This is a genomic window from Sphingobium sp. CFD-2 (genome assembly GCF_024611135.1).
Lineage (GTDB): Bacteria > Pseudomonadota > Alphaproteobacteria > Sphingomonadales > Sphingomonadaceae > Sphingobium > Sphingobium fuliginis.
Genome location: NZ_CP084406.1, coordinates 1144456 through 1163472, shown reverse-complemented (window position 1 = coordinate 1163472; position 19017 = coordinate 1144456). Strand labels below are relative to the sequence as shown.

Annotated in this window: 16 protein-coding genes; 4 read left to right on the top strand and 12 right to left on the bottom strand. The window is 67.4% G+C overall.

From position 1 onward, the window contains the following. The first annotated feature begins 127 nt into the window (after positions 1-127). The gene (locus LDB29_RS25385) at positions 128-892 is read left to right on the top strand and encodes an IclR family transcriptional regulator (RefSeq protein WP_048576901.1); all 765 of its coding nucleotides are present in this window, start codon (positions 128-130) and stop codon (positions 890-892) included. Between the two features lie 42 nt (positions 893-934). On the opposite strand, the gene LDB29_RS25380 is transcribed toward LDB29_RS25385, so the two are convergent. The 10 genes from LDB29_RS25380 to LDB29_RS25335 form a co-directional block, all read right to left on the bottom strand. Beyond that, positions 935-2914, bottom strand: coding sequence for a hybrid sensor histidine kinase/response regulator (locus LDB29_RS25380; protein WP_137708871.1), 1980 nt, complete (start codon positions 2912-2914; stop codon positions 935-937). Beyond that, positions 2907-3545, bottom strand: a complete 639-nt coding sequence (locus tag LDB29_RS25375; protein WP_025549510.1) for a chemotaxis protein CheX — start codon at positions 3543-3545, stop codon at positions 2907-2909. The genes LDB29_RS25380 and LDB29_RS25375 overlap by 8 nt, the downstream gene beginning before the upstream one ends. Beyond that, positions 3542-3925: a response regulator gene (locus LDB29_RS25370; protein ID WP_025549511.1), complete on the bottom strand. Its 384-nt coding sequence runs from the start codon at positions 3923-3925 to the stop codon at positions 3542-3544. Before LDB29_RS25370 ends, LDB29_RS25375 begins: the two co-directional genes overlap by 4 nt. A gap of 81 nt (positions 3926-4006) precedes the next feature. Further along, positions 4007-4252 carry a hypothetical protein gene (locus LDB29_RS25365; protein WP_044661096.1) on the bottom strand — a complete coding sequence of 82 codons (246 nt, stop codon included), beginning with the start codon at positions 4250-4252 and terminating at the stop codon, positions 4007-4009. Next, positions 4249-6198, bottom strand: a complete 1950-nt coding sequence (locus LDB29_RS25360) for a chemotaxis protein CheA (RefSeq protein WP_257557477.1) — start codon at positions 6196-6198, stop codon at positions 4249-4251. The genes LDB29_RS25365 and LDB29_RS25360 overlap by 4 nt, the downstream gene beginning before the upstream one ends. Continuing rightward, a complete protein-coding gene (locus LDB29_RS25355) occupies positions 6198-7034 on the bottom strand; it encodes a protein-glutamate O-methyltransferase CheR (RefSeq protein WP_044661098.1) in 837 nt (278 codons plus the stop codon). Before LDB29_RS25355 ends, LDB29_RS25360 begins: the two co-directional genes overlap by 1 nt. After that, positions 7031-8176 carry a chemotaxis-specific protein-glutamate methyltransferase CheB gene (gene cheB / locus LDB29_RS25350; RefSeq protein WP_044661099.1) on the bottom strand — a complete coding sequence of 382 codons (1146 nt, stop codon included), beginning with the start codon at positions 8174-8176 and terminating at the stop codon, positions 7031-7033. Before cheB ends, LDB29_RS25355 begins: the two co-directional genes overlap by 4 nt. Beyond that, complete coding sequence (locus LDB29_RS25345; RefSeq protein WP_044661100.1) at positions 8173-9579, bottom strand: chemotaxis protein CheW; 1407 nt, start codon at positions 9577-9579, stop codon at positions 8173-8175. The genes cheB and LDB29_RS25345 overlap by 4 nt, the downstream gene beginning before the upstream one ends. Continuing rightward, positions 9576-11540, bottom strand: a complete 1965-nt coding sequence (locus LDB29_RS25340) for a methyl-accepting chemotaxis protein (protein ID WP_044661101.1) — start codon at positions 11538-11540, stop codon at positions 9576-9578. The genes LDB29_RS25345 and LDB29_RS25340 overlap by 4 nt, the downstream gene beginning before the upstream one ends. 120 nt (positions 11541-11660) lie before the next feature. Continuing rightward, positions 11661-12584, bottom strand: coding sequence for a LysR family transcriptional regulator (locus LDB29_RS25335; protein ID WP_025547710.1), 924 nt, complete (start codon positions 12582-12584; stop codon positions 11661-11663). Positions 12585-12884: 300 nt separating this feature from the next. Here LDB29_RS25335 and LDB29_RS25330 point away from each other — a divergent pair, with 300 nt between their 5' ends. From LDB29_RS25330 to LDB29_RS25320, 3 genes are read left to right on the top strand one after another with little or no spacing between them, the layout of a single operon-like run. Beyond that, entirely contained in the window at positions 12885-13151 is a 267-nt protein-coding gene (locus tag LDB29_RS25330; protein ID WP_044661102.1) for a DUF2171 domain-containing protein, read from the top strand. A 26-nt stretch (positions 13152-13177) separates the two neighbouring features. After that, a complete protein-coding gene (locus LDB29_RS25325; RefSeq protein ID WP_044661103.1) occupies positions 13178-13363 on the top strand; it encodes a hypothetical protein in 186 nt (61 codons plus the stop codon). Then, positions 13363-13569: a DUF2945 domain-containing protein gene (locus tag LDB29_RS25320; protein WP_044662960.1), complete on the top strand. Its 207-nt coding sequence runs from the start codon at positions 13363-13365 to the stop codon at positions 13567-13569. Before LDB29_RS25325 ends, LDB29_RS25320 begins: the two co-directional genes overlap by 1 nt. A 17-nt stretch (positions 13570-13586) precedes the next feature. On the opposite strand, the gene LDB29_RS25315 is transcribed toward LDB29_RS25320, so the two are convergent. Then, a complete protein-coding gene (locus LDB29_RS25315; protein WP_025547705.1) occupies positions 13587-15464 on the bottom strand; it encodes a gamma-glutamyltransferase family protein in 1878 nt (625 codons plus the stop codon). A gap of 74 nt (positions 15465-15538) precedes the next feature. Next, entirely contained in the window at positions 15539-18661 is a 3123-nt protein-coding gene (locus LDB29_RS25310; RefSeq protein ID WP_171009941.1) for a TonB-dependent receptor domain-containing protein, read from the bottom strand. Between the last annotated feature and the right edge of the window lie 356 nt (positions 18662-19017).

Here is a 19017-nt window from a genome sequence, read left to right as displayed (position 1 = left end):
ATCCTTCAAGCCTTTTCGTAAAGGAAACGCATGTCGCCGGCGCCGGGTACGGCCCGCCTCACAGCGCATGAGAATAAGGGAGCTTTGTACTTGACGCCACCGGGCCAAGCTGTGATCTTCTCACATCATGAGAAACAGGACGCCGCAAATCAGTTCGCTCAAGCGGACCCTGGCCATGCTGGAGGAGGTTGTGGCCGATGGCGGGCAGAACAGCGTTTCCGCGCTGGCGCGGTCCATCGACATGCCCGTGGCGACGGCCCACCGGCAGGTGACGACGCTGGTCGAGGAAGGGTATCTGACGCCGGTCGGGCGCGGGCGGCATGTCGCGGGGGCGCGGCTGCTGCGGCTCTTGCAGCGGCTCGACGAAAAGCAGTTGATCGTCAACGTCGCCGCGCCCGCCATGCACCGGCTGGCCGTGAAGGCGCGGACGATCGTGCAGCTGGGGACGCTGGAAAATGACATGGTCACCTACCGCCTGAAAATCGGCCAGGGGGCGGCAGGATTGTTCACGCGGGTGGGAATGCAGTTGGAGGCCTATTGCTCCGGCATGGGCAAGGTGCTGCTGGCCCATCTTCCCCGCGGCGAGCGGGATGCCTATCTCGCCAACGGCCCCTTCGTCGCCCTTACCCCGCGCACCATCGTCGATGCTGGCGCTCTGGCATGCGAACTCGATCTGGTGGCGCGGCAGGGATATGCGATCGACGATGGAGAAATTGCCGAAGACCTGACCTGCGCGGCCGTCCCGATCCGGAGGCCGGACGGCATGGTGCCCGCCGCCATATCCATATCGCAGTCGATGAGCGCGAGGAAGATCGGGCATGACGAGGTGATCGAACTGCTGCACGCCACAGCGCGGGAGATCGAGCAGGTGGCGTTCAACGCAGCGGAATGAGGCGCCACCGACGACCTGCGCCCGCGTTCGACGCAGCGCGTCCTAGCCCTTGTCGATGATCTCGCGTACCCGTTCCGCCAGGCTGCGGAAGGTGAAGGGCTTGGCCAGCAGTTCGACGCCGCTGTCCAGCCGTCCGTCGCGCATGATCGCATCCCTGGGATAACCCGATGTGTAGAGGATGCGCAGCCTGGGCTGCCGGGCGCGGGCCGCGGCGGCGAGTTCGCTGCCCGACATGCGGGGCATGACGACGTCCGTGATCAGCAGCTTGATCGGCTGGTCCTGCTTGTCCAGCAGGGCAAGGGCGGAGGCACCGTCATGCGCCTCCACCACCCGATAACCCAGCTCGCGCAGCGTTCCCACCGTATAGGCGCGAACATCGTCGTCATCTTCGACAACCAGGATCGTTTCCGACGCGCTGCCGAAGGGTTCGCGCTCGTCCATCGCATCGGCGGGCGGTTCCGCGCTCTGGACGCTGCGCATCAGCAGCAGCGTCACGGTCGTGCCTTCCCCCAATGCCGAGTCGATCAGCACGCTGCCGCCGGATTGCTTGGCGAAGCCATAGACCATGGACAGGCCAAGGCCCGTGCCCTTCCCGACCTCCTTGGTGGTGAAGAAGGGATCGAACACCTTGGTCAGGGTGTCTGCGTCCATGCCGGTGCCGTTGTCGCTTACCGTGATCGCCACATAATCGCCGGGACTGACATGGCTTTCGTCGCTCTGGTGCGCGGCGACCTGCCGATTGCCCGCCGCGATGGTCAGCGATCCGCCCTGCGGCATGGCGTCGCGGGCGTTCACGGCCAGGTTGAGGATCGCATTTTCAAGCTGGTGCGGATCGGCCTCTATGGTCCAGACGTCGTCCGGCGCCTCGATGGCGATGGCGACCACTTCGGTGATGGTGCGGGTGAGCAGGTCCGACATGCCGGCCAGCAGGCGGGGCACCTCCACGGCACGGGGGTCGAGCGGCTGCCGGCGGGAGAAGGCAAGCAGGCGCTGGGTCAGCGCCGCTGCCCGTTCCGCACCGCGCATGGCATTGTCCAGCGCGCGGCCCACCCTGGGATCGGCCGAATTGTCGAGCCGCCGCAGCGCCATGTCGACGCTGCCGGTGATGATGGTCAGCAGATTGTTGAAATCATGCGCGATGCCGCCGGTAAGCTGGCCGACGGCCTCCATCTTCTGCGCCTGGCGGAGCGCATCCTCCGCCCGCAGGCGTTCGTCTATCTCCTGCGCGACGCGCTGCTCCAGCGTGTCGTTCAATTCGCGCAGCCGCGTTTCCTGAAGCTTCGCATCGGTCACGTCATAGATGACGCCCAGCAGCCGGTAACCGCTACCCTCGCTGTCGCGCATCGCCTCGCCACGGCGGGCGATCCAGCGGTCTGCGCCATCGTCGCTGCGGCGGATGCGGAACACGCTGTCGATGCTGGCAGGTTCCGCACCGTCTTCGGGTATCAACGGCTCCTCGTCCTCGCACACGACCGCGTTGATCGTCCTGACCGGCAGCCGGTCGGCGGGGTGGAGGCCGAGCAGCCGGCAGAATTCGCTGGAGACCGACACTGTCGCGAAGCCGTCCCGATATTCGAACGTGCCGATCCCGCCGGCGCTCTGCGCGATGCGGAGCCGCTCCTCCGTGCGCTTGCGGTCGGTCACATCGACCAGCAGCCCGGTGAAACGTATCGGCTCGTCCTGATCGTCGAGCTGGCTCCGGCCCCGGCCGTGCATCCATAATATCGCACCGTCCGGAGCGATGATGCGGAATTCCTTGGAGAAGAATTCGGAGCCCGCCAGCATGCCAGCGACCGCGATGCGGATGCGGGCGCGATCCTCCGGATGGATGGCGCGGAAGAAGGCGGCGGTCGGCAATGGCTGGTCGGCGGCATCGGCGCCCAATCCGTACAGCTCGGCAAAACGGGCATCGACGGTCAGCCGGTCCCGGACGATGTCCCAGTCCCAGGCGCCGCTGGCCCCCGCCGCCGCGAGCACGGCGCGCAATTGATCCGCGTTTCCGATGATCGCTTCGTCAGCCATCCTCGCCCACGATGCGCGAGATGAACTCGTCGAGCAACTGCTTGAGCGTCGCGAGCGAAGGAATGTCCATCAGCATCGCGATATAGCCGCGAATGTCGCGCTGGCGCACCGCAAAGTCGATGTAGAGAAAGAGGACCAGCCCTTCCGACCCTGTCGTTTCGTCGATTTCGAACAGGGTCGCGCCATTGCCCCGCAGCACTTCGGGGATGGTCATGGACAGCGACCGCTTGAGCATGTTGGCCATGGTCGCAAGGCAGCTGTTGAGGATGATGTTGCCCGTCTCGGCCAGCGCCTCCTGCTCCATCTCGACCGCTTCCTCGGCCGAAAGGGCGCCGCCCGTCACCGCCCGAACCAGCTCCAGGCTGTTCGTTTCGGGGAAGATCAGCAAGGCCCGCCCGCAAAAGGGGCCCGAAAAATCCTGCCGCACCGCGATCAGGTCGACCACTTCGCGCTCGCTGATCAGGCGGGCGGCGCGGCGCTGGCTCACGACCTCCACCGAAGGGACGGACAGGACGACCTGGTCCCCGATCATCTTCCTCAAGGAAGAGGCGGCGCGGCTCACGCCGATATTCACGATCTCGGTCAGGGCGTCCTGTTCGAGTTCGCTCAGCGCGACGTGGCCCGTTATCATTCCTGGCTGGACCTCAGCTTGAGCGCAGCGCCGGTCAGGAAGCCGGCAAGGCCCTCGCTGGTGACGGGCTTGGCGATGAAGGCGGCGCCGATCGCCCGCGCCTGCGCGATGATCTCGTCCTGGATGTTGGCGGTGATGATCGCGATCGGCATGTCCGGCCTCAAAGCGCGTATCTCACCTGCAAGTTCCAGCCCATCCTGTTCGGTCATGTTGAAATCGATGAGAGCGACTTCGATCCGCTCCTTGCCCAGCAGTTCCAGCGCCTGCGCCCCGCTGCCGGCCTCGATTTTCTGCCAGTCGGGCTGAAGTTCCGCCAATGCCTTTCCCGCGACGATCCGCGCGAGTTTGCTGTCGTCCACGATCAACACGGTAACGGGCATTCATGACTCCACTCAATCTCGACCCGGTCGGGCCTTCAGCTTCTTCTATAGAAAGGAACCGCAACCGCAGATATGAAATTGTTACACCTTGATCCGCATTGGCGATGCAAAGGCGATTTCCCGCAGGAACGCGCTTTCGGGCGGGCCGATGACGGGCCGGCCGGCGGCGAGGACCAACTGCACCACGGCAAGATGCGCCCGCGCCAGCCCGGCAATGTCGATCCTGTGATGGGGATGCTCCAGCAGCGCGGCCAGCAGCGGTTCGGCGTCCTCCACCGTCGCAGCGCCAGAGAGGATGATCCGGTCCTCCTCCACGACCACGCTCATGCCACCAGCTCCGGCAGGTCCAGCACCAGCAGCACGCTGCCGTCGGACATCATCGCCGTACCCGCCACGGCGGGCATGGCGGCCAGCAATCCCGTGCTTTCGCGCACGACGGCGTCGAACCGCTCCCCAAAGGCAGCCACGCGCAGCGCGGTGCGGCAGGGTCCGGCATCGGTCACCACCAGCCGGGCAAGCGCGCCGCTCGTGGGTTCCAGCCCCAGCAGCGCCGCCAGGTCCAGAACGGGCACGGTCCTGTCCCGCAATATGCAGGCATGCGCCTGACCGACCGGCTGGACCGCGCTGGCGTCGATCCGCGCGGTTTCAACGATCTGATCCAGCCTGACGCCGAGCTGACGGTCCCCCGCCGCGACGACCAGAAGCGGAGTCGTGATCGCATTGGCCGGCAGGCGCAGGGTGATGCGCGTGCCCCGGCCGACATCGCTCTGGATCGCGATGGTCCCCGCCAGCCGTTCGACCGCCGCCCGCACGGCGTCCATGCCGACACCCCGGCCCGACAGCATGGTCGCGCTTTCGGCGGTGGAAAAACCGGGGAGGAAGACGATATGCAAGGCTTCCGCGTCGCTGAGCGCGGCCGCCGCCTCGCCGCTCATCAGGCCCTTGGCGACGGCTGCCGCCCGCATCGCCTGCGGATCGATCCCGCGCCCGTCATCGGTCAGAACGATGGAGATATGGCCGCCATCCTGCCGGACGGCAAGCCCGATCCGCCCTTCGGCGGGTTTCCCGCTGGCCACCCTCTGCCCGGCCGGCTCCAGCCCGTGGTCGACGGCGTTGCGCACCAGATGGAGCAGGGGTTCGAACAACTGGTCGGCCAGTTGCTTGTCGACCTGCGCCGTCTCCCCCTTGATGGTGAAGCGGATCGCCTTGTCCACCATGGCCGCGGCCTCCCGCGCCAGCCGCGGCAGGCGGCGCAGCACGGGTTCGAGCGACACCAGCCTCACCTGCGCGACCGAGCGCTGGAGCTGTCCGGCGACGCGGGCGATCTCGTCCTCCGCGGCACGGAGTTCGGCGGCGAGCAGCGGATCGATGGCGCGCAGGCGGGCCGCTATCGGTTGCAGCGCACGGATCGCGACGGCAAGTTCGCCGCTCTGGTCGGCCAGCCGGTCGAGCCGGGCCGCCTCGACCCTGAGCGTGGCCGCAAGTTCGGCGGCATAGGGGGCAGAATCGCTTGCCGCTGGCGACGGATTGAACGGCGCGACCGCAATCTGATCGGGCGCCAGCCGGAACGCGGCGCGCACCTGCGCTTCGTCGGCGGCGCTCAACCCCTCTATGGCGGCCATGCAGCGGAACGGCTCGCAGGTGGCGAGGTCCGGCCAGGCATCGCCGGCGGGCAATATGGCGATGCCCAGCAATTGAGGCACATTCTCGACCATGGACAGCGGGTCCTCGCCCCGGAAGAAGCAGTCGGGATCGGGGGTATAGCGGAAGGCCGTTCTCGCCCGGCCGGGGTCGACCATGGCCAGTTCGGCGCGGCTGCGCAGGGCGGCGATCCAGTCCTGATCAGCCGCGACCCGCGGTGAGACAGGCAGGGGAAGGTCAGCTTCACCGGTTTCCCCGTCCCCTGCGATCAGGGCGATCAGGCGGTCCGAAAGGCCGGTGGCGTCGGCGTCCAGCGAAGCGGCGCCCTCCATGGCGTCGATCCAGCGGTCGGTCTGGTCGATCGCCTGCATCAACAGGTCGAGCATGGCTTCGTCCAGCGCCCCGTCGCCTTTCCTCGCGCCTTCGAGTCGGGCCTCTGCGACGTGGAGCAGCCGTTCCGCCGGTGCCATGTCGAACAGGGCGACCGACCCCTTGAGCGTATGGGTGGCGCGGAACAGCCGGTCGAGCGCCGGGCGATCCCGTGCGTCGCGGCCAAGCGCTACCAGGGCGGCATGCGCATCCGCCACCAGATCGCGTCCTTCGAGCAGGAATTGTTGAAGCAGCTCGTCCATCAGCGCCGACGATAGACGATTGCTTGGCGCAAGCGAACCAGATCGAAGCGCTCGTCGATCCGGGCCATGGATTCGCTATGGCCGAGCAGGAGATAGCCGCCGGGAAGAAGCGCCTCGTGCAGATGCCGGGCGGCGGCGATGCGCGATTCGTCGTCGAAATAAATGAGCAGGTTGCGGCAAAGCACGATGTCGAAGCGGCCCTGGCTCGCCACCGAAGCCGCGTCGTTCAGGTTCGCCTGGGTGAAGAGCACGGATTCGCGCAGGTCCTGGACGATCCGTCGGCGGTGCTGATGCTCGCGTTCGAAATAGGCCGCGAGCATGTCCGCCGGCAGCCGGGCGAGGGCGCGCGCGCCATATTGGCCGTCCCGCGCGGCATCGAGCGCGTGGGTGTCGATGTCCGACCCGACGATCTCGACATGATAGGCGTCGACCAGCGGCCATCGCTCCAGCAGCCAGAGCGCGATCGAATAGGCTTCCTCCCCGGTCGAGCAGGGAAGGGACCAGATGCGGATCAGGTCGCCGGGCCGCTTTTCCGCGGCGATCCTGGGCAGGATCTCGTCCGCCAGCGCGGTGAGCTGATGCTCCTCCCGGAAGAAATAGGTCTCGTTGATGGTGACGGCGTTGATCAGCATCTGCCGCTCGTGCGCATCGCGCTCCAGCAGCAGGAGGTAGCGGGCGATGTCGGTTGTCGCGGTCCGGTCCATGCGGTGCGCGACCCGGCGTTCGAGGTAGAAGCGCTTCTTCTCGTCGAACTTCATGCCGGTCAGGCGGTAGAGCAGCGCCGTCAGCCGCGTCAGCGACGATCCCGCAAGCAGCGTTTCGGGCGCCTGCGTCATCCCTGCGCCCAGGCGAGGAGCTGCGCCGCCAGTTCTTCCAGCGGCAGGACCAGATCGGCGCCGCCCGCGGCGACGAGCGCGCCGGGCATGCCCCAGACGACGGAGCTTGCCTCGTCCTGCGCCAGCACATGGCCGCCGTCCCGGTGGAGGGCGGCCATCGCCTCCGCCCCGTCATGCCCCATGCCTGTCATCAGCACGGCGACCAGCGCCCCTGGCGGGAACAGCACGCGCGCGCTTTCGACCAGCCGGTCCGCGCTGGGATGCCATAGCCGATCCGCCCGCATCGGGGCGGCCAGTATCTGGGGCACGCCATCCCGGCGGGAGAAGATCAGGTCCGCGTCTCCCCGCCCGATATAGGCGGTGCCGGGGCGAAGGGGGCGGGGCTGCCGCACCTCCTCCACCGCGATGGCGCATCCCCGGTCGAGGCGGCGGGCCAGCGGCCCGGTGAAGCTGGACGGCATGTGCTGGGCGATGACGATGGGCCAGGGGAAGTCGGCAGGCAGCGGACCGAGCAGCGCGTCCAGCGCCGACGGCCCACCGGTGGAGACGCCCACCAGCACCGCCTCTATCCCTGAAAGCGCCTCGGCTTTCCCGTGCGAAGGAAGGCGGGCGGGCCGCCTGCGGGGTGGAATGGCTGTCGCGGCCTGTCTGGGCATGGACGGGCGGATGGGAGCAGCGGAGCCGCCCGCAAGGCGCGTGGCGGCGGCGCGCCGCCGGACCCGCTCGGTCAGCCGGGCGCTGCGCGGGATGCGGGCGCTGGCGGCCTCGCGGACCTTGGCGACAAGCGTGGCCGCGATTCCTTCGATCTCGATCGACAGCGGTCCCCGCGGCTTGGGAATGAAATCGACCGCGCCCAGCGCCAGCGCTTCCAGCGTCTCGTCCGCCCCGGCTTCGGTGAGGGAGGACAGCATGACGACCGGTGTGGGCCGCTCGACCATGATGCGGTCCAGGCAGGCGAGTCCGTCCATTCCGGGCATGTGAATGTCCAGCGTCACGACATCGGGCTGGAACGCGCTGAGCTGTGCCAGGGCTTCGTCGGCGTTGCGGGCCGTGCCTGTCTCGAAATCCCCGGCTTCGGCGAAGATTTCGGTCAGAAGCTGCCGCATCAATGGGCTGTCGTCGACGATCAGCAGTCGGATCATGGCGCTGGCGTCGGCTGGCGGCGGGCGATTTCGGCCATAAGGGCTTGCTCGGCTGAAGAAAGCAACGCTGCCGGCTGGACGACGAGCAGCGTTCTGCCGCCACCGTCCGAAGCGTGCAGCACCTCTCCGAAAATCCCGTCGGCCAGCGCATCGGGAAGGGGTGCGGGAACGAGCATGCTGCGTTCGACGGCAAGGACGGTGCGCGCTTCGTCGACCAGAAAGCCGACGCGCCGGCCGTCGGTGCGCAGCACGATCAGCCGTCGCCGCGCTCCGCTGGCCGGGGAACCCGTCAGGCGCATGACTTGATCGACCACCGCGAGCGGTTCGCCGCCAGCCGCCGCCAGACCCGCCAGCCACGGCGGCGCACCGGGCAGCGTGGTCAGCCGCTCCGGCGGCCCCATCACCTTGTCGATGGCCCCGACCGGCAGGGCAAGGTCATGGGGACCGATGCGGACGAGCAGCAGGGACATCCGCTCGCTGGAGGGGGAGGATGCAGGCGCGGCTTTGCCGCTTCGCTGATCCTTCGTCACCGGCAGGCGCGCGGCGGGATCACGCAGCAGTTCGTCGACCGCCAGGATCGACACCAGCCGGCCGCCGCCCTCCGGACGGCAAATGGCGCTGATCCGCGCCTCGCCTTCCGTCCGCAACAGGGCGGTGGGCAGGCTGTCGATCCGCCCGGGCGACACGCGCAAAAGTCCTTCAACATGATCGACCAGCAGTCCCAGATTCTGCCCGCCGAGCGCCACCACGACGATGCGGCGGCGGGCACGGTCCGTCTCCGCCCCATCATCGCCGGAAAGGCCCAGCAGCGCCGGGAGCGACAGCACGCCCAGCGACCGGTCGCGCCACCGGATCGTCCCCACCACGGCTGCATCCGCGCCGGGGAGCAGCGCCACGTCGCGGGGCATGCGCAGCACTTGCGCAACCTCCTCCAGGGGCAGGGCGAAGCTCTGATCGCCTATCGCCACGCGCAGCAGCGCCAGCCGGTCGTCCCGCATGGCGTGCCGGACAGGTCGTGCCATGGCCCCGCCTGCGCTGGCGCGTCGCGCACTCGCGCGCAGGGGAAAGGCCTGTGCGATCCATTGGTCGAGGGGGAAATCCTCGATCCTGCCCGCCTCGTCCCCGTCGGACCTTTCCACCGCATCGATGGCCAGGGCGATGGGATCGCTGCCCCCCAGCACCAGCAAATGGCGCGCCGCGCCCAGCGCTTCGCCGCCGGTCATCGCGGCCGGGGAAAGCACCGCGATCGTCTCTCCCCGCACATTGCCCAGCCCCAGCAGACCCGGCGGCGCCAGTGGAACCGGCGTCAGCCGCGGCAATCGGGCGAGTTCGCGCACGCGGCCCGCCGCCACGGCATAGCGCCTGTCACCGGCACGGAAGACGAGCCGGTCGCCCGCCGTCATGCGCCGGACTCTCCGCTGTTGAGCGAGGCGGCGAGAGAGGCGATGTCTTCAATGGCCGCAGCCAGCATTTCCGCGCTCTGCGCCTGCTGGTGAGCGGCAGCGCCCGCCTCCCGCGCTGCTTCGGCCGCCAGTTCGGCCGCCTTGGCGATCTGCTCGCAGCCGCTTCGCACCTCTCGCGCGGCGTGCTGTATCGCCTCCGCGCCATCGAGGATCACGCCATTGTCGGCGCGGGTCGCGTTCAGCTCCGCAGCCATGCCGGCGAAGCGGGCAAGCAGCGCTTCGTTGCGCGTCGTTTCCGTCTCCCCCGCCGCGGCGATCTGGTCGAGCGTGCGCTGCGCGATCTGAATGCCTTCCTGGATGGCGCGCACGACATCCTTGCCTTCTTCGGCATTGGCGGCCAGGCTGCGCGCCAGTTTCCGAATGTCGGCCGTGACGGTCGTGAAGCCTTCGCCCGCTTCTCCGGACCGGGTCGCCTCCACCGCGCCGCTCACCCCCAGCATGTTGGTCTGGAGCGCGCCGAGCGCCAGCGTGTCGGCCACCTTCTCCGCCCGCCGCGCCGTTTCGTTCAGCCTGCCGAGCAGGTCCAGCACGGCGCGCGTGTCTTCGACGGCGGCGCCCACGCCGTCGATCAGGCCGGTCAGTTTCGCGCTTCCTTCCCCGACCGTCGCGACCAGCCCGTCCAGGCTTTCGACCGCGCCGGCCGCCCTGTCCTTTGCAATGGTGGCGCTGGTTTCGATCTGCCCCATGGCGGCGCTGGCCTGCAATGTGGCGGCGCTTTGAAGCTGTGCGCCGCGCGCAATCTGCTCGATGGCGATCTGGATCTGGCTGGATGCGCCCGACAGCTCCTGCACCGTGGCGGATAATTGTTCGGCGGCCACGGCGATCTGCTCGACCTCCTGCGAACCGGCCCGTTCCGTCCCCAGCGCGCCGCTCAGCGCCGCCAGCGCTTCCGCCGTCTGCTGGCTCTGCTCCAGCGAGGCGGCCTGCTGCTCTATCGCCTGCTGCGCCTCGGCCGCGGCGGCGGACTGTTCCTCCGCGGCGCTAGCGACCTGCTCGGCCCCGCGTTCCGATTCCGTGGCGGCGACCTCGGCCTGGAGGGCGGCGGCGGCGATCTCCTGCGCGCCGCCCAGAACGGTGGCGAGGGCGTCCCGCGCTTCTTCCAGGGCTGTGCTGACATGGCTGCCGCTCCGCGCCTCCCCGCTGGCGCGTTCGCTGGCCGCGCGGACCCGCGCCGCAATCGCGCGGACCTCCGCGACGATGCCCGTCGCAATCGCGCGGATGTCGGTCGCGCTGGCCTCCGACGCTTCGGCCAGTTCGCGAACCTCGTCGGCAACGATGCCGAAGCCCCTGCCGCTGTCCCCGGCGCGGGTCGCCTCGATCGACGCGTTCAGCGCCAGCATGCCGGTCTGTTCGGCCAGGTCGCCCATGGCGTCGCCCACCGCGCCGATGCGGCCGGCGGCCAGTTCCAACTGCTCTATCACCGTGACCGAGCCAAGCTGGCGGCGGGCGTTCAACTCTATCGCCGCGACGGAAGCATCGATCTGTTCGGAGATTTCCTTGAACGACGCCTCCAGCCTTTCGGTCTGGCTGCGCGATGCGGCGGCGCGGATGCTCGCTTCCCGAAAATTGGCGCGCAGATGGCCGACGAGGCCGAGCGACTCCTGCGCGGCGCTGGCCGCCTCCTCCGCGCCGCTCGCCATCTGCTCGACATTGCGCTGGAGTTCGGCCGCGGCGGACGCCGATTCCCCCAACCCGCTGGCGAGTTCCTGCGTCGCCTGGTCGAGCCGCTCGACCGCAGTCAGGGGCTTGCGCCTGCGTCCCGGCCGTGCAGGGAGCCGTTTGGGCGGGCTGGACCCGATGGGGGCCACGGACTTGTCCATTGCCGGCCTGTCGTCAGGAGAGGATGCGACCGATCTGCCACGGCCAGCCTTGCCGAGCGCAGCCTTTTTCACCAGGGCCATGGGTAACTCTCTTCCTCGCTTCGATTTCCTACCCGCATAAGCGAGGCGGAAGGCGCACGCCATATCTCCGTGAAAAATGGCAGGGGTGGACTGGCGGAACCGCCGTTTCGCGCAGCCCGCTCAGGATTCCTCGCTCAGCGCGGCGGGCACGTCATAGCCCCACTCCGCATATTTGCGGGCGACGACCGATGTCATCAGCGCGAGTTCGGGGGAGCGGTCGCCGGGACGATGGCTCAAGATGATGGGGGACGTGGCGGGTTCGGCCAGTTCGCGAAAGGCGACGTCGTGGCTGCGCGCCCGCCGGACTGATTCGGGAACGATCGCCATGCCTTCCTCCGCCGCGACGAGGCCGATGGCGATCTGAAGCTCGCGCGCTTCATGGACGATGCGCGGCTCAATCGCCTGGTCGCGGAACAGGGAAATCACTTGATCGGCATAGCTGGGGCGGGGCGCGCGGGGATAGACGATCTGCGGTTCGTCCGCCAGTTCGCGCAGCGAAATCGGCCCTTCGCCGCTTGCCAGGGGATGGTCGATCGGAAAGGCGGCGACCAGCTTTTCATCGCGCAGGATGATGCGGCGCACGCCCGGGTCCTCGAACCGGATGCGGCCGAACCCGACATCGATCCGCCCTTCCTTCAGCGCGGCGATCTGGTCCAGCGTGGTGCTTTCCACCATGACCAGTTCGACATTGTCGGCGACCTTGCGGAACGCGCGGATCAATTCGGGCAGCCGCGCATAGATGGTCGAGGCGACGAAGCCGATCACCAGCCGCCGCCGCCGGCTGGTCGCCGCCGCCTTCACCATCGCCTCCACATCTTCCATGCGGCTCAGCACCTGCACCGCCTGCGCATGCAGCAGGCGCCCCACGCCGGTCAGCCGCAGCGGACGGCTGGCGCGGTCCAGCAGGGGCGCGCCGACATGCGCCTCCAGCTGCTGGATCGCGCGCGACAGCGGCGGCTGCGCGATGTGCAGCCGTTCCGCCGCGCGGTTGAAATTGCCCTCGTCCGCCACGGCCACGAAGTAGCGCAGAAGGCGCATGTCCAACATGATGATACCTCCGGAGTATGACTTTCCGGCCGCGTCGACCTTGAACCGCCGACGGCCGGGCAGACGGCCTTGCCTGAAACCGTAAGCTTTCAGGAGATTCGTCGCAATGTCCGCATCGGGACCGGGACGATACTTTCGTCGTCGATCGGCCGCGCCGAAGGCATGCGGCCCGGTGCCGGGCCCATCTGGGCAGAGGGGCGCTTTTGCGTGAAGTCGTGGCTCCGGCGCGCCAGTCGGCGGCGCCCGGCGTATCTCTCGCGCGGCTCCATGCGTTCAGGGCGGAAGAAGGAGACGGACATGGCAGAGCTGAGTGCAATCAAGGAACATATGGACATCATCGGCGCCGACGGCGTGCACATCGGCACGGTCGACAAGGTGGAAGGCGACCGGATCAAGATGGTCAAGGCCGACAGCGGATCGCATGGGGACCATCATCATTTCATTGCCGGCGGGCTGGTCGCCGCGGTGGAAGGGAACCAGGTCAGGCTTTCGGCGTCGGGTTCCGCAGCGGTTCTCCTGGAGGAGGAGGAAGGCGGCGAAGCGATCATGGACGACGGCAACTGACCCAGGCCGTAGAGCGGAGGATCGTCATGGCTGCGGATGCGCAAAGCGATCATAGGGCCGAGGTCGGGAACATGACCGATGAGGAACTGATCGACAGCTGGGAAACGGCCTCGGACAAGGAGACGGAGAATCTGTCCCCCTTCCTTCAGGCCGTGGTCGAGGAAATGGATCGGCGCAAGATCGCCTTCTCCGTCGATCCGGGAGGCGCATGATGGCGGGCACCTTCAGGAAAGGCGATCCCGTGACGTGGAAAAGCCATGGCGGACAGGCCCATGGCAAGGTGGTGAAGAAGGTCACCGAAACCACGCGGATCAAGGGCCACAAGGTGGCCGCCACGCCGGGCAATCCCGAATTCATCGTGGAAACGGACGAGGGCAAGCGGGCTGCGCACAAGCCCGATGCCCTCAGGAAGCGGTAAGCGCCCCGCGGGTCGCCTCAATAACCGACCGCATAGCCCATGCGGCGGGGGTCCGCCCCGCCCATGCGCGCGCCCGATGGATCGACCGCTATGCCCTGGACGCTGCCGATCGCATAGGGGCCGACCTTCTCGATCCGGTGGCCCATGGCGGTCAGCCCTTGCAGCACCGGATCGGCAAAGCGGCCCTCCGCCTGCACGGTAATGGCAGCGCCGGGCCTGTAGAAATTCGGATCGGCATCGAGCGCGAAGCGCGGCGCCTCTATGGCTGCCTGGATCGGCATGCCGCGATCGACCATGTTCACCAGGAACTGGAATTGTGTCTGGCCGATCGTTTCGCCGCCGGGCGATCCGAACACCAGGTGCAGCCGGCCCTTGTCCAGAACGATGGTGGGGCCGTTGCCCAAAAGCGCGATCCTGCCCGGCGCGACCTTGTTCGGGTGCCCGTCATAGGGTGCGGTGGACCCCAGCCTCAACCCGTTGTTGAAGAGGATGCCCGTATCGCCCATCACCAGAAAAGTGCCGAAGCCGCCGCCAATGGTGGTCGTGACGGCGATGGCGTTGCCGTCCGCGTCGACGGCGGACAGGCTGGTCGTGTCGCCCCCTCGCGTGCGGTCGTCGCCCCGCGCCGCGAAGCGCGGCCGCGCCTGTTCCAGCGCCGCCCGGTCGAAGGCGGCGGCATCGCCCCCCTCCGGATAGAGACCCGCCCGGGCGGGATCGATCAGCCTGCGCCGTTCCGCCGCGAAACGCTTGGAGAGCAGGCCCTCGACCGGCGTCTGGGCGAAGCGGGGATCGGCGGCGTAGCGATAGACATCCGCCTTGGCGACCTTGATCGCCTCGATCAGCAGATGAGTGAGCTGCGGCCCCTCGGCGGGCAGGGCGGCCAGGTCGAAACCCTCGACCAGATTGAGCTGCTCGCACAGTTCCAGCCCGGTGCGGGAGGTCAGCGGACTGCTATAGACGTCCAGCCCGCGATAATGGGTGCTGACCGGATCGCTCCAGCGCGGCTGATAGGCCTTGAGATCGTCGAGGCGCAGCCAGCCGCCGGTTTCGGTCGAAAAGCGCGCAAATTCCTGCGCGATGGGGCCTGAGTAGAAATAGTCATAGGCGGCTTGCAGGGCACGATCCCGGTCCGCGCCGCCCTTCAGCGCCTTCGTCTCGGCATCGGCCAGCGCTTGCAGCGTGCGGGCGAGATTGGGATTGCGGAAGATCGAGCGGGCCGCAGGCGGCTGTCCATCCGGCAGGAACAGGGCGGCGCTGGTCGGATAGAGGCTCAGCGTCTTTTGCGCCCGGCCGATGAACAGGGCGATGGACGGGTCGAGCGGGTGGCCGTCGCGGGCATAGCCGATCGCCGGCTCCAGCAATGTGGCGAGCGGCAACCTGCCGAATCGCCGGGCAAGCGCGATCCAGCCGCCAAAGGCTCCGGGCACCGTCAACGCCTTCGGGCCATGGTCCAGCGCCTTGGGATCGACCTGCGGGTCGAGCAGGCGCGGCGCGCCGCCGGTGAAGGCGAGCGAGTGGACCTTGCCCGCCTTGCGGTCGAGGCAGGTGGCGAAGCCGTTGCCGCCCGCGCTCGATGCCCAGGGTTCGACGACATTCATCACCGCCATGGCGGCCACCACCGCGTCGGCCGCGCTGCCGCCCTGCATCAGCATGCGGGTTCCGGCCATGGCGGCCAGCGGATGACCGGCGGTGACGCCGCCATGCGGCATCGGCACTTCGACACGGTGCGCCGCGACGCTCGTTCCGCCGGAGCGGGGCGCGTCGGGGGCGCGGGCGCCCGATTGCGCGCGGGCGGCGGATGGAAGGCCCGTGAGCGCCAGTCCCGCAAGCCCGGCGGCCAGCAATTCTCGACGGTCGAGCGCTTCCGGGCGCCGGGGCTTATCGGGAGCGGACATGGGTCAACCTTCGATCCTGGGGGCAAGGGAAAAGGGGATGCGGCGCCGGGAGCATGGCGCCGCATCCCGCCGCATCAGAAGGATTTCTTGATGCTGGTGTACCAGTAGCGCGCCTGCGGCTGGTAGAGGTTCGACAGATAGCCGCCCGACGCCAATGGCGGGTCCTTGTCGAAGATGTTGCGCGCGCCGATCTGGATGCTCGTGTCGTTGAGCGGCCCGCCATTTTTGAACGTATATTGGGCATAGAGATTGACGGTCGTCTGTCCCTTCACGATCCAGGGATTGGTCGAGCCATCGCGTACCGCATTCTCATATACGCTGTCGATGAACTGCGTATAGGCGCCGATCTTGACCGGCCCCAGCGTCCAGTCGAGCGTCGCCGCGATCCGCCAGCGCGGCTGGCCGTCGCGGCCCACCACGTCGCCGCCGCCCTGGATCGGCACGCCCGCATTGACCAGGCCCGCGGAGCGCCCGTCGATCACCGCCGTCACCCCTGCCGGAGCATCGACATAATAGCTGATCAGGCGCGATGCGTTGACGTTGAGGGAGAAGGTGCCGATCGATGCGGTCGGCAGCAGATAGTCGAGGTTGAAGTCGATGCCCTGCACCGTCACCGGCAGCAGGTTCTCGAAATTGGCGACCACATAGAGCAGCTCGCCCACCGGGGCGAGTCCGGTGCCCGCCACCAGCGCCACGTCGTCCGCCGTGGGATCGCGGCGCACGACATTGGGATTGCTGCTGCCCTGCACGCGCCGCAGATAATCGAGGTTGAGGCCGTTCTGATAGTCGAGCAGGCCGACCACATTCTTCTGCTTGATGCGCCAGCGGTCGACGGTGAACGTCACCTTGCCCCAGCCGTCGCCCAGCGGCGGGGAAATGACCGCGCCAAAGCTCCAGCTTTCCGATTCCTCCGGCTTCAGATTGGGATTGCCGCCGCTGCGCCGCAGGACGGAGATGCTGCGGTTGCACTGGGAGAAGTTGGCAATCCGCCCGGCGCGCAGGTCCGCTTCGCAGAGCACATAGTCGATGCCGGTGTTCACGCGGTCCAGCGTGGAGGTATTGATCACCTCAAGGTTCGGGGCGCGGAAGCCCTGCGACCAGGAACCGCGCAACCGCATGCCCTGAAGCAGTTCCCAGCTTCCCGCGATCTTCGGCTTCGCGACCGATCCGACGTCGCTATAGTCTTCATAACGTCCGGCGATCTGGAAATCGAGGCTGCGGAAGAAGGGAACCTCCATTTCCGGACTGAAGATCGGGATGGCGAGTTCCGCATAGGCGGACTTCACGTTGCGCTTGCCGCGCACGTCGGGGCTGGGACTGGCGCCGCCCAGGTCGGAACCGTAGAAGATGCCGGTGACGGCATCGGTATAGGTGGTGTCGACCCCGCGAATGCCGCCCTGATAGGGGGAACGATTGTCATGATAGGTTTCGCGGCGATATTCGACGCCTGCCGCGATGCCGATGCTGTTGTCCGCCCACAGGCCCAGCAGATGGGCGTTGGAAATCTTGAAGTCCCACAGGGCCAGCGACGTGCGTGTCTTGCGCGTCGCCTTGATGCGGAAGCTGTCGATGGTCGCGTCGCTGTTGGGCGTGCAGTCGCCGATGGACGGCGCGTCGACGCAACCGCCGTTGAAGGGGTTGTAGGCGTCGGGCGTCGTGCGGTTGATCGCGGCCTGCAGCAAAGTGTTGGAGAAGTTCTCCTGCGTATCCGCGGCGGTGGCCCATGTATAGAGGCCGGCCGTATCCCAGTCCCAATTGCCGATATTACCCTTCAGGCCACCCAGGAAGCGATATTGATAATTGGTCACCTCCACGCTGCGCGACCCGACATCGACATAGCTGAGGGACGTGATCTGGACGGGCAGGCCCGTCGCCGGAACGACGGCGGTGCTGAGCCCGGGCAGGCGGTTGGGGGAACCGATGGGCCCAAGCGGATTCCAATAGGCGTTGGCGGCGACGGTGATCGGGATGTTCGCCAGCGAACCCGGCGCGCCGATGATCGCTTCCGTCTTGCCGCGATAGAAGCCCGCTTCGCCATAGAGGGTCAGGTTGTCGGTCAGGTCGAAATGCCCGTTGGCGAACAGGTTGATGCGCTTGACCGAAGGCTGGGTGGTGAGGTCGTCGAACGTCGCCGGCGAATTGAAGCGCAGGTTGGAATCGACGTTCGCCATTTCCGTCGCGCCGTTGCCGTCATCATAGCATGTGCCGGTGGTGCCCGACGGGATGCGGCATCCGCTGTTGGTGCTCGGTTGGATGTGGAACTGGCTGGAACTGTTGGTGAAGGCGACGCCGTTGCTGGTGATCGTCCGGTTGAGGAAGGTGCCGTTGGCGGCGGGGCTGAGCGCGCGGAACGTGCCCCAGGGCGTGCTGGTGCTGGTGCCGTTGAACGCGGAGACGCCGGCGAAGCTGGTGCCCGCCACATAGCCGCGCCGGTCGACATTGGCGGTATAATCCTGATCGCTGAGATAAAGCTTGGACTTCTGCGCATAGCCGGCGAACAGGGTGATGTTGCCGCGTCCTTCGCTGAAATCCTTGCCGATCAGGCCGTTGACGGTGAACTCGCGAAGATTGGTACCTTCCGCTCCGCCATATTGCGCGTCGAACTTGGCGCCGTTGAAATCGGAATTGAGGACATTGTTGACGACGCCGGCAACAGCATCCGAACCGTAGAGAGCCGCCGCGCCGTCGCGCAGCACTTCGACGCGCGCTATGTTGCCGACGGGAATTGTGTTGGCGTTATAGCCGAAAGTCGGGACGCCGGAATCGATGACGCCGGTGATGGCCTGTGACGTGGGGTGCAGCACGGTGCGGCGGCCGTTGATCAGCAGCAGCGTGTTGCCCTGGCCCAGGCCGCGCAGCGATACGGTGGAAACGTCGCCGCGCGCCGCGTTCGCATTGCCGCCGCCCAGCACCTGTTCGTTGAAGGTCACGCCGCCCAATTGCGGGATGGACCGGAAAAGATCGGCGCCGGACACTGCGGCCACCGCTTCGATCTGCTGTTCGCCCACCACGCTGACGGGCAGCGCGCCGGTCGTGTTCGCGCCCCTGATCTGGGTGCCGATGACGACGATCTCGGCGTCTGCTCCGCTGTCCTGCGGAGCGGTGTCGGCTGCTGTCTGCGCGTGAAGCGCCCCTGCCGTCAATGCCCAAAGGCTGGCTCCCGCCAGCGTCGAAATGCTGTTCCTACTCACCCTCATCTTGCTGTTCCCCTGTGATGAAGCCCGTCCGCCGATCCCTTCGGCGGACGGGCTTTGCGCGGTTCAGCTATCGGGCAGGTGCGCGCCGATGAATCCCGTGCACGACAGGCGGTTGTTCTTATATATTGGGAATTGGCCCAGACTGTGCATTCGCGGATCCCCCGATAGCTGGAGTTCCGGCATCATCCCCTGTGGACCATGTTGTTTCCGGCCCCACGCCGGCAGCATGCATTGACGGACGAAACGCCCACTATCGCATCCGTTCGGGAGAGTAGAACTGATCAGAACATGATTTCCGCCATGGCCGGATGAATATTTTTAAAATTCCATGAAATTTCCTGAAGCATAGTGGAAAG

Excerpts from the sequence above, each read along its gene's own strand:
- LDB29_RS25310 (WP_171009941.1), bottom strand. The coding sequence starts at position 18,661 with ATGAGGGTGAGTAGGAACAGCATTTCGACGCTGGCGGGAGCCAGCCTT.
- cheB (WP_044661099.1), bottom strand. The coding sequence starts at position 8,176 with ATGATCCGACTGCTGATCGTCGACGACAGCCCATTGATGCGGCAGCTT.
- LDB29_RS25315 (WP_025547705.1), bottom strand. The coding sequence starts at position 15,464 with ATGTCCGCTCCCGATAAGCCCCGGCGCCCGGAAGCGCTCGACCGTCGA.
- LDB29_RS25355 (WP_044661098.1), bottom strand. The coding sequence starts at position 7,034 with ATGACGCAGGCGCCCGAAACGCTGCTTGCGGGATCGTCGCTGACGCGG.
- LDB29_RS25380 (WP_137708871.1), bottom strand. The coding sequence starts at position 2,914 with ATGGCTGACGAAGCGATCATCGGAAACGCGGATCAATTGCGCGCCGTG.
- LDB29_RS25360 (WP_257557477.1), bottom strand. The coding sequence starts at position 6,198 with ATGGACGAGCTGCTTCAACAATTCCTGCTCGAAGGACGCGATCTGGTG.
- LDB29_RS25330 (WP_044661102.1), top strand. The coding sequence starts at position 12,885 with ATGGCAGAGCTGAGTGCAATCAAGGAACATATGGACATCATCGGCGCC.
- LDB29_RS25320 (WP_044662960.1), top strand. The coding sequence starts at position 13,363 with ATGGCGGGCACCTTCAGGAAAGGCGATCCCGTGACGTGGAAAAGCCAT.
- LDB29_RS25385 (WP_048576901.1), top strand. The coding sequence starts at position 128 with ATGAGAAACAGGACGCCGCAAATCAGTTCGCTCAAGCGGACCCTGGCC.
- LDB29_RS25345 (WP_044661100.1), bottom strand. The coding sequence starts at position 9,579 with ATGACGGCGGGCGACCGGCTCGTCTTCCGTGCCGGTGACAGGCGCTAT.
- LDB29_RS25365 (WP_044661096.1), bottom strand. The coding sequence starts at position 4,252 with ATGAGCGTGGTCGTGGAGGAGGACCGGATCATCCTCTCTGGCGCTGCG.
- LDB29_RS25325 (WP_044661103.1), top strand. The coding sequence starts at position 13,178 with ATGGCTGCGGATGCGCAAAGCGATCATAGGGCCGAGGTCGGGAACATG.
- LDB29_RS25375 (WP_025549510.1), bottom strand. The coding sequence starts at position 3,545 with ATGATAACGGGCCACGTCGCGCTGAGCGAACTCGAACAGGACGCCCTG.
- LDB29_RS25370 (WP_025549511.1), bottom strand. The coding sequence starts at position 3,925 with ATGCCCGTTACCGTGTTGATCGTGGACGACAGCAAACTCGCGCGGATC.
- LDB29_RS25340 (WP_044661101.1), bottom strand. The coding sequence starts at position 11,540 with ATGGCCCTGGTGAAAAAGGCTGCGCTCGGCAAGGCTGGCCGTGGCAGA.